The sequence below is a fragment of the Streptosporangium sp. NPDC023963 genome (assembly GCF_040639135.1).
In the GTDB taxonomy this organism is placed as follows: Bacteria; Actinomycetota; Actinomycetes; order Streptosporangiales; family Streptosporangiaceae; genus Streptosporangium.
On record NZ_JBEZZK010000031.1, the window covers coordinates 36,209 to 49,634 of the forward strand.

The 13,426-nt window shown below is 74.6% G+C and carries 2 protein-coding genes; both read right to left on the bottom strand.

Annotated elements, in window-relative coordinates; genetic code table 11:
- Positions 1–16: 16 nt before the first annotated feature.
- A complete protein-coding gene (locus tag AB0F88_RS43665) occupies positions 17–11,002 on the bottom strand; it encodes a type I polyketide synthase (protein WP_362698364.1) in 10,986 nt (3,661 codons plus the stop codon).
- A gap of 33 nt (positions 11,003–11,035) precedes the next feature.
- Positions 11,036–13,426 (bottom strand): type I polyketide synthase (locus AB0F88_RS43670; protein ID WP_362698367.1); only part of this gene is annotated, 2,391 nt, incomplete at its 5' end.

The window sequence follows — 13,426 nt, forward strand, 5'->3', positions numbered from 1 at the left end:
GCTCTACTACGCCTGCTCAGGAAATGCCGAGCTCGTTGTCGATGAAGTTGAGAATCTCGTCCGCCGTCGCGGCGGCCAGCCGGCCGGCCACGTCCTCCTCCGCCGGTCCGGAGTCCGGCCGCCTCTCCTTCCAGGAGAAGAGCAGCTGCTCCAGCCGGGCCGTGATGTCCTCGGAGGTCGCGCTCTCGGCCGCGACGACGGCCAGCCTGGCCTCGATCCGGTCGAGCTCGGCCAGGACCTGCTGTTCCGCGCTGTGCGCCGGTGGCGCGATCTCCTCCAGCAGGTGCCCGGCCAGCGCGGCGGGGTTGGGGTAGTCGAAGACCAGGGAGGCGGGCAGCCGCAGCCCGGTGGCGGCCTTGAGGCGGTTGCGCAGCTCCACCGCGGTCAGCGAGTCGAAGCCGATCTCCTTGAACGCCCGGCCGGGTTCCACCACCTCGGACCCGGCGAAGCCGAGCACCGCGGCCACGTGGCTCCGCACCAGGTCCAGCAGCATCGGCGTCCGGTCGGCTTCGGGAAGGTCCGCCAGCCGGTCGGTGAGGGACTCGGCCTCCTGCGACTCCGCCGCCACGACGCGACGGGCGGTGGTCCGCACCAGGCCGCGCAGCAGCGGATGCCCGAAGCCGGCCGCGGCGCCCGCGCGCAGCGTGGCGAGGTCGAGCCGCATGGGCACGAGGGCCGCCTGGTCCGCGCCCAGTGCCAGGTCGAACAGGTCGAGTCCCTGGTCCAGGTCGAGCGCGCCCATCCCGGACCTGTTCAGCCTGCCGATGTCGGCCTCGTCCAGGTGGCCGGTCATCCCGCTGCCGCTCCGCGGCGACCACAGGCCCCAGGCCAGCGACGTCGCCGCCTGCCCGCGTGCCCGGCGGTGCTGGGCGAGCGCGTCCAGGAAGGCGTTGGCCGCCGCGTAGTTGCCCTGCCCCGGGCTGCCGAACACGCCGGCCGCGCCCGAGTACAGCACGAACCGGGCCAGGTCGAGCCCGGCGGTGAGCTCGTGCAGGTTGACGGCCGCGGTTACCTTCGGCCGCAGCACGGCCTCGACGCGTTCGGGGGTGAGCGAGGAGATCATGCCGTCGTCCAGCACGCCCGCCGTGCTGAGGACGCCGGTCAGCGGGTGCTCGGCGGGGATCGTCGCGAGCAGCGCCGCCAGGGCGTCCCGGTCGGCCGCGTCGCACGCGACGATCCGTACGGTGGCCCCCAGCCCGGTCAGCTCCTCCTCCAGCTCTGCGGCACCGGCGGCCTCGGGGCCGCGGCGGCCGGCCAGGACCAGGTGCCGCACCCCGTGCTCGGTGACCAGCCGCCTGGCCGCCAGCGCGCCGAGCGCGCCGGTGCCGCCGACGACGAGCACGGTGCCCTCGCCGTCGAGCTCGGCCGGCATGGTCAGCACGACCTTGCCGATGTGGCGGGCCTGGGCGACATGCCGGAACGCGTCGCCGGCCCGGCGGACGTCCCAGTCGCGGATCGGCGGCAGCCGGAGCGCGCCCTCCGCGAACAGCGCGACGACCGTGGCGAGGATCTCGCCGGTGCGCGCCGGGTCGAGCCGGGTGAGGTCGAAGTCCTGGTAGCGCGCGGGGAGCACCGCGGCCGGATCCCGCACGTCGGTCTTGCCCATCTCGATGAACCGCCCACCGGGACGCAGCAGCCCGAGCGAGGCGTCGACGAACTCGCCGGCGAGGGAGTTGAGCACCACGTCCACCCCGGCGCCGAAGGTCCGCGCGAACTCCAGCGTCCGAGAGGAGGCGATCCGCTCGCGGGGGACGCCCAGCGCGTGCACCGCGTCCCACTTGCCCTCGCTCGCGGTGCCGTAGACCTCGGCCCCCAGGTGGTGGGCGAGCTGCACGGCGGCCGTCCCGACGCCACCGGCGGCGGCGTGCACCAGCAGCGACTCGCCGGCGCGGAGGCCGGCCAGGTCCACGAGCGCGTGGTAGGCGGTGACGAAGGCGATCGGCACGGACGCCGCCTCGGTGAACGTCCACTCGTCGGGGATCCGGGCGAGCAGCCGGTGGTCGGCGACGGCGAGCCGGGCGAAGCCGTCGACGATGCCCATCACCCGGTCGCCGACCGCGAGCGTGGTGACGTCGTCGGCGACCTCGGTGACGACGCCCGCGCCCTCCCCGCCCATGGGGGCGTCGCCGGGGTACATGTCCAGGGCGATCAGCACGTCGCGGAAGTTCAGCCCCATCGCCCTGGTGGCGATCCTGACCTGGCCGGGGGCGAGCGGCGGGTTGTCCGCGGGCAGCAGCGCCAGGTTGTCGACCGTGCCGCGGCCGGTCACGTCCAGCCGCCAGTTCCCGGTCCCGGAGGGCGGGACCAGCGCGGTGCCGCGCCCGGATCCGGCGCGGGCCAGCCTGGGCACGTACGCCGTCCCCTCGCGGAGCGCGAGCTGGGTCTCCCCGCCGGCCAGCACGGCCGGCAGCGCCCGGTAGGAGTCCGGGTGGCCGTCCAGGTCGAGCAGGATCAGCCGGTCCGGGTTCTCCGACTGCGCCGACCTGGCCAGCCCCCAGACGGCGGCGTTGCGCAGGTCCGCGACCTCGTCGTGGCCGGTCGCGGCGACGGCGCCGTGGGTGATGAGGACGAGCCGCGAGGACGGGAAGCGCTCCTCGGCCAGCCAGGTCCGCAGCAGGTCGAGGACCTCGCAGGTCCGGTCGGCGACGGCCTCGGCGAGCGGGCCCGCCGGTCCGCCGTCCAGCGACACGCACACCAGGTCGGGCACCTGCTCCGTCGCGAGGAGCGCGGCCAGGCTGTCGTGCCGTACGGCGTCGATCCCGGCGCGGGACAGGCCGGTCGCGTCGCCGACGGCGGCCCACCGCTGCCCGGCCGGCACCTCTCCGGCCGGGACGGGCGCCCAGTCGAGGGCGTAGAGCGAGTCGCGGGCCGTACCGGCGGCCGGGGCGGCGCTCGGGGCGGGCAGCGGGCGCAGCAGCAGGGCCGCCACGTCGGCGACCGGGGCGCCCGCCTGGTCGGTGACGGTGAGCGCCACGCGGCCGGCCTCCGGGATCGACAGCCGCGCCCGGATCGAGGTGGCTCCGGTGGCGTGCAGCCGCACGCCGGTCCAGGCGAACGGCATCTGCGGCCCGGCCTGCGCGCCGGTCGCGTGCAGCGCGACGGAGTGCAGCGCCGCGTCGAGGAGCGCGGGGTGGAGGCCGAACCCGCCGGTGTCCGTGCCCTCCGGCAGGGCGACCTCGGCGAAGACCTCCTCGCCGCGCTGCCAGACGGCCTGCAGTCCCTGGAAGGTCGGGCCGTAGCCGAGACCGGCTTCGGCCAGCCAGCCGTACATGCCGGACACGTCCACGGCCTGGGCGCCCTCGGGCGGCCAGGCGGCCGTGTCCCGCACCGGCCGCTGCGCGGCGCCGGTCGCGAGGACGCCGACGGCGTGGCAGGTCCACGGGTCGTCGGACAGCCCGCCGTCGGGCCGCGCGTGGACGGCGAGCGAGCACCGCCCCTCGTCGTCGGGCGCGCCGACGGCCAGCTGGAGCTGGACCCCTCCCCGCTCCGGCAGGGTGAGCGGCGCCTGGATGGTGAGCTCGTCGACGAGGTCGCAGCCGACCTCGTCGCCGGCGCGCAGCGCGAGCTCGACGAAGGAGGTTCCCGGCAGGATCGCCTGCCCGTTGACCGCGTGGTCGGCCAGCCACGGGTGCGTCCTCAGCGACAGCCTGCCGGTCAGCAGGACGCCCTCCGCGCCGGCCAGCGACACGGCCGCGCCGAGCAGGGGGTGCCCGGCCGCGCCCAGGCCGGCGGCGCCGACGTCACCGGCGGTGGCGGTGCGCTCCTCGAGCCAGAAGTGCTGGTGCTGGAAGGCGTAGGTGGGCAGGTCGACGACGCTCGGCCGGGCGGGGGCGATGGCCCGCTCCCAGTCGACGTCGCCGCCGCGCACCCACAGCTCTGCCGCGCTGGACCACATCCGGCGCTGGCCGCCCTCGTTGCGCCGCAGGGTGCCGATGGCCGTGACGTCGTGGTCGGCCGCGTCGGCCGTCTCCTGGACGGCCATGGTCAGCACGGGGTGGGCGCTGCACTCCACGAACACGCCGTGCCCCTGCTCCATCAGCGCGCGCACCGACGGCTCCAGCTGGACCGGCCGGCGCAGGTTGGTGTACCAGTACCCGGCGTCGAGCTCGGCGCCTTCGAACCAGCCGGCGGTCACGGTGGAGAAGAACGGGGTGTGGCCGGTACGCGGCGCGACCGGCGCCAGCAGCGTGGCGAGCTCGTCCTCGATCGCGGTGACATGCGCGGAGTGCGAGGCGTAGTCGACCTCGATCCGCTTGGCCCGCACCCCGGCCGCCTCGCAGCCGGCGAGCAGTTCCTCCAGCGCGTCCACGTCACCGGAGACGACCGTGGAGGCCGGGCCGTTGATCGCGGCGATCGACACCCGCCCGTCCCAGCGGTCCAGCCGCTCGGCCACCTCGGCCGACGGCAGCGCGACGGAGGCCATCCCGCCCCGGCCGGCCAGTGCCACGATCGCCCGGCTGCGCAACGCCACCACCCGCGCACCGTCCTCCAGGGACAGCGCACCGGCCACCACCGCGGCCGCGATCTCTCCCTGGGAGTGGCCCACCACCGCCGCCGGTGCGACCCCGAGTGACTGCCACAGCTGGGCGAGCGAGACCATCATCGCCCACAGCACCGGCTGGACCACGTCCACCCGGTCGAAGCCCGGCTGGCCTTCCTCGGCCCGCAGCACCCCGGTCAGCGACCAGTCCACGAACTCCGCCAGCGCCGCCTCGCATTCGGCCATCCGCGCCGCGAACACCGCGGACGACTCCAGCAGCTCGACACCCATGCCCAGCCACTGCGACCCCTGGCCGGGGAAGACGAACACCGTCTTACCGCCCGAGCCGGGCGCGCCCTCGATCACTCCGGTGACGGCGGCGCCGTCCGCCAGGCCGTGCAGCCCGGCCAGCAGCCCGTCGCGATCCGCGCCCACGACCACCGCGCGGTGGTCGAACGCGGACCTGGAGACGGCCAGCGAGTGGGCCACGTCCTCCGGGCGTGCCTCGGACGCGGCGACCGCCCGCGCCAGCCGTCCGGCCTGGTCGCGCAGGGCCTGGGCGTTCCGCCCGGACAGCACCCACGGCACCGCGGGCAGCGCCGGAAGCTCGGAAGGCGCCACCTCGTCGTCCTGGGTGTCCTGGGCGGGGGCCTCCTCCAGCACCACGTGCGCGTTCGTGCCGCTGATGCCGAACGACGAGACGGCGGCGCGGCGCTCGCGTCCGCTGTCCGGCCAGGCGATGGCCTCGGTCAGCAGTTCCACGGCGCCCGCCGACCAGTCCACGTGCGGGCTCGGCTCGTCCACGTGCAGCGTCTGCGGCAGCACGCCGTGCCGCATCGCCATCACCATCTTGATGACCCCGGCCACGCCGGCCGCCGACTGGGTGTGGCCGATGTTCGACTTCACCGAGCCGAGCCACAGCGGCCGGTCCTCGGGCCGGTCCTGGCCGTAGGTGGCCAGCAGTGCCTGCGCCTCGATCGGGTCGCCGAGGGTGGTGCCGGTGCCGTGGGCCTCGACCGCGTCCACGTCCGCGGGCGACAGGCCCGCGTTGGCCAGCGCCTGGCGGATCACCCGCTGCTGCGAGGGACCGTTCGGCGCGGTCAGCCCGTTGCTCGCGCCGTCCTGGTTGACCGCCGACCCGCGTACCACCGCCAGGACCGGGTGACCGTTGCGGCGCGCGTCCGACAGCCGCTCGACCAGGAGCATGCCGACGCCCTCCGACAGGCCGAAGCCGTCCGCCGCGCCGGCGAAGGCCTTGCACCTGCCGTCCCTGGCGAGCGCGCCCTGCAGGCTGAAGCCGATGAAGCCGAGCGGGGTGCACATCACCGTGACACCGCCCGCCAGGGCCAGGTCGCAGTCGCCGTTGCGCAGCGCCTGCACCGCCAGGTGCAGCGCCACCAGCGACGACGAGCACGCCGTGTCGACCGTGACCGCGGGCCCCTCGAACCCCATCGCGTACGCGACGCGGCCGGAGGCGACGCTGCTCAGCGTGCCGGTGACCAGGTGCCCGATGGACTCCAGCGGCACCTGGTCGGAGTTGCGGCCGTACTCCTCGTAGGCCGCGCCCACGAACACGCCGGTACGGCTGCCGCGCAGCGAGCCGGGGTCGATGCGGCCGTGCTCGATCGCCTCCCAGGAGGCCTCGAGCAGCAGCCGCTGCTGCGGGTCCATCGCGAGGGCCTCGCGCGGGCTGATCCCGAAGAACTCGGGGTCGAACTCGCCCGCGCCGAGCACGAAACCGCCGTCTTGCGTGTACGAGGCGAAGACCGCCTCCGGGCTCGGGTCGTAGATCCCCTCGACGTCCCACCCCCGGTTGTCGGGCAGCCGGGAGATGGCGTCCCCGCCCTCGGCGACCAGCCGCCAGAGGTCGTCGGGGCCGTTCACCCCGCCCGGGGTGCGGCAGCTCATCCCGACGATCACGATCGGGTCGTCGGCCACGTCGCCGCGGACCGCCCCGACGATCGCGGTCTCCTCCCGCACGCCCAGGATCTCGGTCCTGGCCAGCTCCGCGAGCGCCTTCACGTTCGGGTAGTCGAAGACCACGGTGGCCGGCAGGCGGATGCCGAAGGCGAGGTTGAGCTTGCCGCGCAGCTCGACGGCCGTGACGGAGTCGAAGCCGAGGTCGCGGAAGGCCCGGTCGACGCCGACCTCGGCCGGGTCCGCGTATCCGAGCACGTCGGCCACCTCCTTGCGGACCTGCGTCACCAGGAGGCGGGTCTGGTCCTGCGGGTCGAGCCGGGCCAGCTGGGCGCCCAGCTCGGACACCTCCGCGCCGGCCGCTCCGCCGGTTCCGCCGCCGGTTTCGAGCACCGCGACGGCCTCGGGCACGCCCTCCAGCAGGGGGCGCCGGCGGGCGACGGCGAGGAGCGGGGCGAAACGCGGCCAGTCGATGTCCGCGATCACCAGGTTGGTCTCGTCGTCGTCCAGCGCCTGCCAGAGTCCCTCGACGGCCGTGAGCGGATCCATGTAGCGGATGCCGCTCCTGCGGGCGTCGTCCTCGCCGAGCAGCGTGGTCATCCCGCCGCCCGCGGCGTCCCAGAAGCCCCAGGCGATCGCCGTACCGGGAAGGCCGCGGGCGCGGCGGTGGGCGGCGAGCGCGTCGAGGTACGCGTTGCCCGCGGCGTAGGCGCCGTTGTGGGAGCCGCCCCAGACGCCGGCGCCGGAGGAGAACAGCACGAAGGCGTCGAGCGGGCCGGTGAAGAGCTCGTCCAGGTGGGCGGCGCCGGTGGTCTTGGCCCGGGTGGCCTCGGCCAGCTCGTCGCGGCCGAGGTCGAGCAGCGGCTGGATGTGCGGGACGCCCGCCGTGTGGAAGACCGACCTGATGGTGTCGCCGCCCGCCTCGACCTCGCCGATCAGCGCGGCGAGCGCGGCGCGGTCGGACACGTCGCACCCGGCGACCGTGACCCGCGCGCCCATCTCCTCGAGCTCGGCCACGAGTTCCGTGACGCCGGGGGCGTCCGCGCCTCGCCTGCTGGTGAGGAGCAGGTGCTCGACGCCGCCGCGGGCGAGCCGGCGCGCCACGTGCGCGCCCAGGCCGCCGGTGCCGCCGGTGATCAGGGCGGTGCCGCGCGCCTGCCAGTGTCCGGCCGGGCCCGTCCGCCGCCGGGGTGCCCTGGTCAGCCTCCTGGCGAAGATCCCGGAGGCGCGGACGGCCAGCTGGTCCTCCTCCCCCGCTCCGGCGAGCACGCTCACCAGGCGGTTGAGGACGCGTGTGTCGAGGGTCTCCGGCAGGTCGACGGTCCCGCCCGGGCGGTCGGGGTGTTCCAGGGTGAGGACGCGGCCCAGCCCGGCCACCGCGCCCTGCTCGGGGTCACGGACGAAGTCGACGCGGCTCACGCTCTCGCCGCCGTCGGTGCCGATCCACAGCGGCGCGTTCACGCCGTCCGTGGCCTGGATCAGCGAGAGGGTCTGTGCCAGGTCGCAGTGCAGGGAGAGCACGCCCGCGGGCGGGGTGTCGCCGTACGGCAGCGCCTCGCCGCCGAAGTCGTCGCCCAGCCCGACCACCTCGGTCCTGGCTCCGTGCCGCTCGAGGGCCTCGGCAACGGAGATCACCGATTCGTCGGCGGCGCGCGCCGCCGGGACCGCGATCAGCCAAGTGCCGGACAGCGCGGACGGCCTGGCGTCCGGCAGGGTGACGGGTTCCCACGTCACGTGGTAGCGCCAGGAGTCCAGCACGCCCTGCTCGCGCCTGCTGCGCCGCCACGACGACAGCGCGGGCAGCACGGCGGCCAGCGGGGAGCCGTCCTCGATGTTCAGCGTCGCGGCGAGCGCGGCCACGTCCTCGCGCTCCACCGCCGACCAGAACTCGGGGTCGACGGCGTCGGCGACCTGCTCGGGGGCGGCGCTTCCCGGCATGAACCAGAAGCGCTTGCGCTGGAAGGCGTAGGTGGGCAGGTCGACGCGCCGGGGGCAGGCGTCGGCGAAGTAGGCGTCCCAGTCGACGACGACGCCCCTGCCGTGCAGGTGGCCGAGGGCCTCGACGAAGGCTCGCGCCTCGTCGCGGTCCTTGCGGGCGGTCGGCACGAAGGCGACGGCGTCGTCGCCGTCGAGGATCTGCCTGGCCAGGCTGGTCAGGACGGCGTCGGGGCCGATCTCGACGAACACCGTGGCGCCGCCGGTGCGGGCGGTGGTGACGGCGTCGGAGAAGCGGACCGCCTGCCGTACGTGGTCCACCCAGTAGCCGGGGTCGGTCAGCTGTCCCGCCGGGGCTCGCCTGCCGGTGACGTCGGAGACGATCGGCACCGTCGGCTCGTGGTAGGTCAGCGACCGGGCGACCTGGCGGAACTCGGCGAGCATCGGCTCGATCAGCGGCGAGTGGAAGGCGTGCGAGACGCGCAGCCTGCGGGTGCGGGCGCTCACCAGGGCGGCGATCTCCTCCACCGCGGCCTCGCCACCGGAGATCACCACGGCCTGAGGGCCGTTGACCGCGGCGATGCCGACGTCACGCCCCTCCAGCAGCGGAAGCACCTCGGCCTCGGAGGCGGCGACGGCCAGCATCGCCCCTCCCTGCGGCAGGGCCTGCATCAGCCGGGCCCGCTCGGAGACCAGCGTGCAGGCGTCGGGCAGGGAGAGCACCCCGGCCACGTGGGCGGCGGCGATCTCTCCGACCGAGTGGCCGACCAGCACGTCCGGGGTGATGCCGAGCGAGGTGAGCAGCCGGTAGAGGGCGACCTCGAAGGCGAACAGCGCCGGCTGGGTCATCCCGGTCTCGGCCAGCACCTCTTCGGGACCGGAGAACATCGCCTCGCGTACGGGGTGCGGAAGCATCGGGTCCAGGACCTTGCAGACCTCCTCCAGCGCGTCGGCGAACACCGGGAACGCCGCCGCGAGGGACGCCCCCATGCCCACCCGCTGGCTGCCCTGGCCGGCGAACAGGAAGGCGAGCTGCCCGCCCGTCCCGGTTCCCGTGACGGTTCCCGGCAGGGTCGCTTTCTCCGCGAGGGCCTGGAGGCCCGCCAGGAGCTCGGCCCGGTCCGCTCCGACGATCACCGCGCGCCGGTCCAGTACGGCCCGGCCGGTCGCCAGGGACCAGCCCACGTCCGCCACCGGCAGATCCTCGTGCGAGGCCGCCCACGTGTGGAGCCGGCCGGCCTGCGCCGCGAGCGCCTGCGCGTCCTTGGCGGAGACCACCCAGGGCACCAGCGGGAGCGGCAGCCTCTCCGGCTCGGCCTCGTCGGGCCGGACGGGAGTCTCCTCGATGATCACGTGGGCGTTGGTGCCGCTGAACCCGAAGGCCGAGACGGCCGCCCGGCGCGGCGCGTCGCGACGCTCCCAGGCGCGGGCCTCGGTCAGCAGTTCCACGGCGCCGGCCGACCAGTCCACGTGCTCGGTCGGCTCGTCCACGTGCAGCGTCTGAGGCAGCACGCCGTTCCGCAGGGCCATCACCATCTTGATGACGCCGCCGACGCCGGCGGCGGCCTGGGTGTGGCCGATGTTCGACTTCAGGGAGCCCAGCCAGAGCGGATCGCCGGCCTTCCGGTCCTGGCCGTAGGCGGTGATGAGCGCCTGCGCCTCGATCGGGTCGCCCAGCACGGTGCCGGTCCCGTGCCCCTCCACCGCGTCGACCTGCGAGGGCGACAGGCCGGCGTCGGCCAGCGCCTCCCTGATCACCCGGACCTGGGAGGGGCCGTTCGGCGCCGACAGCCCGTTGCTGGCGCCGTCCTGGTTGACCGCGCTGCCGCGGATGACCGCGAGCACGTTGTGCCCGTTCGCCGTGGCGTCCGAGAGGCGTTCGAGCAGCAGCACGCCCACGCCCTCGCTCCAGCCGGTGCCGTTGGCCGCGTCGGCGAACGACTTGCACCTGCCGTCGCCGGACAGGCCCCGCTGCTGGGAGAACTCGATGAACGTGTTCGGGGTCGCCATCACCGTGACGCCGCCGGCCAGTGCCAGCGAGCACTCGCCCCTGCGCAGGGCGTGCACCGCCAGGTGCAGCGCCACCAGCGACGAGGAGCACGCCGTGTCGACGGAGACGGCCGGGCCCTCCAGGTCCAGGGCGTAGGCGACCCGGCCCGAGGTGACGCTGCCGAGCGCCTCCGCTCGGAAGTAGTCGTGATACATGACCCCGGCGTAGACCCCGGTGCGGCTGCCGCGCACCGACACCGGGTCGATGCCGGCGTGCTCGAAGGTCTCCCAGCACGTCTCCAGGAACAGCCGCTGCTGCGGATCGGTCCCCAGGGCCTCGCGCGGGGAGATGGCGAAGAATCCCGCGTCGAACTCGGCGGCGTCGTAGAGGAAGCCGCCGTGCCTGGCGGTGGTCGTGCCAGGGTTGTCCGGGTCGGGGTGGTAAAGGTCCTCTCGCCAGCCGCGGTCGGCGGGGAACTCGGAGATCCCGTCACCGCCCTCGGCGACCAGCCGCCACAACTCCTCCGGCGAGGTGGCCCCGCCCGGGTAGCGGCAGCTCATGCCGACGATCGCGATGGGCTCGCGGTCGCGGCCCTCGATCTCGTGCAGCTGCCGACGAGTTTGCTGGAGGTCGGCTGTAACCCGCTTCAGGTAGTCCCTGAGCTTGTCTTCGTTTGCCATCTCGGGTATTCCTTCTCAGCAGAAGCGCACAGGTCAGGAGACTTCAAGCTCGTTGTCGATGAAGGCGAACATCTCGTCGTCGGTGGCCGTCTCGAAGTGGTCGGCCGCGCCGAGGCCGTTGAGGCCCGTCAGGAGGTCCTTGAGGCGGGAGACCAGCCGGTTGCGGGCGACGCTCTCCTCCGCCAGCCCGGTCACGGTGCTCTCGATCTTGTCGATCTCGGCGAAGAGCCGCAGGGTCTGCGCCTCCTCGTCCTCCGCCCCGTCGAAGTGGTCCACCAGATACTCGATCAGCTCGATCGAGGTGGGGTAGTCGAAGACCAGCGTGGCCGGCAGCCGGAGCCCGGTGACGGCGCTGAGCCTGTTCCTGAACTCGACCGCGGTGAGGGAGTCGAAGCCCAGGTCCTGGAACTGGCGCTGGGGCTCGATCGCCGAGGGGTCGGCGAAGCCGAGAACCATGGCCGCCTGGCCGCGGACCAGGTCCGACAGTGCCGCCTGGCGCTCCGCGGGCTCCATCGCGGCCAGCCGTTCGGTGAGCCCGTGCAGGGCGCCCGCCCGGGGCATCGCCGTACGGGCCGTGGTTCTGGCCTGCACGAACCGGGCGGCGACCAGCGCCGGAAGGTCGTGGTTCAGGCCGGCGTCGAACAGGGCCAGCCCGTCGGCGGCCGACAGCGGCTTCAGGCCCATGCGCTCCATGCGGCGCAGGTCGGCCTCGGTCAGTTCCTCCGCCATGCCCCCGCTCTCCCACAGGCCCCAGGCCAGCGAGGTGCCCGCCATGCCCTGTGATCTGCGGTGCTCGGCCAGGGCGTCGAGGAAGGCGTTGGCCGCGGCGTAGTTGCTCTGGCCGGCGCCGCCGAGCACCCCGGAGAGGGAGGAGAAGAGGACGAACGCGGACAGGTCGAGATGCCGGGTGAGCTCGTGCAGGTGCCAGGCCGCGTCGGCCTTGGGCCGCATGACCCGGTCCAGCCGCTCGGGGGTGAGCGCGGTGATCACACCGTCGTCCAGGACGCCGGCCGTGTGCACCACGCCGCTCAGCGGGTGCTGGACGGGAATGGCCGCGATCAGCCCGGCCAGCGCGTCCCGGTCGCCGACGTCGCAGGCCGCGACCGTGACCGTGGCGCCGAGCTCGGTCAGCTCGGCCGCCAGCTCGGCCGCACCCGGGGCCTGCTCACCGCGCCGGCTGGCCAGCAGCAGGTGCTTGACCTGGTAGGTGGTGGCCAGGTGTTTGGCCACCAGCGCGCCCAGGCCGCCGGTGCCTCCGGTGACCAGCACCGTGGACTCCGGCCCGAACTCCAGCCGCTCGTACTGCGGCACGGCCGCGCGTGCCAGGCGCGGCGACCACAGCGCGCCCGACCGGATCGCGACCTGCGCCTCGCCCGAGGCGAGCGCCCGGCCGATCGTTCTCGGGTCCAGCGGCCCGGCCTCCACGTCCAGCAGCACGAACCGGCCCGGCTGTTCCGCCTGCGCCGCCCGCACCAGGCCCCACACCGCGGCCTGCGCCGGGTCCACGTCCTCGACCTCGGCCACCGCCACCGCGCCCCGGGTCACCAGCACCAGCCGCGAGGAGGCGAACCGCTCCTCGGCCAGCCATTCCCGCACCAGGCCCAGCGCCTGGTGCACCCCGGCCGGCACCTCGACCAGCACGCACTCCGCGACCTCGCCGGCCGGCGAACCGTCGAGTGAACCGTCGAGCGAATCGGCCACCACCCACCCGGGCACCTCCGCGGAAGCGGAGGCGGAACCGGCAGGAGCCGCACTCCACTCGAGCCGGTACAGGTTCTGGCCCGCGGTGTTGCCCAGGCCGGCCGTGGACAGGGCCCGAAGCGTGAGTGCCTCGATGTCGGCCACGGGTGCGCCGCTGCCGTCGGCGATGTTCAGCGTGATGCCGACGCTCCCGACGTTGGCGGTGGCATTCCTGGTCGCTCTGACGCGCAGGGTGGTGGCGCCGACCGCGTGGACCGACACCCCGTTCCAGGCGAACGGCAGATACGGCCGGCCCGGCTCCGGAGCGGGCAACAGATCACCCAACGCGCTGGCGTGCAACGCCGCGTCCAGCAACGCCGGATGCACCCCGAACCGCGCCGCCTCGGCATGCGCCTGCTCAGGCAAAACGATCTCGGCGAGCACCTCACCCGGACGCACCCACGCCCGCGCCAGCCCCTGGAAGACGGGCCCGTACTCCAGACCGATCTCGGCCAGACGCTCATACAGATCCTCCACCGCCACCGTCACCGCGTCGGCCGGCGGCCACACCGTCACATCGAAGCCCGGCTCGCCCGTCTGCTCGGCCAGCTCGCCTTGCGCGTGCAGCGTCCAGTCCTCGACGTCATGGGCGCGCGAGTGGATCGCCACCGACCGCGTCCCCGACTCCTGCGGCGCACCGACCAGCACCTGCACCCGCACGCCGCCCTCGGCCGCCAGCACCAG

Excerpts from the sequence above, each read along its gene's own strand:
- AB0F88_RS43665 (WP_362698364.1), bottom strand. The coding sequence starts at position 11,002 with ATGGCAAACGAAGACAAGCTCAGGGACTACCTGAAGCGGGTTACAGCC.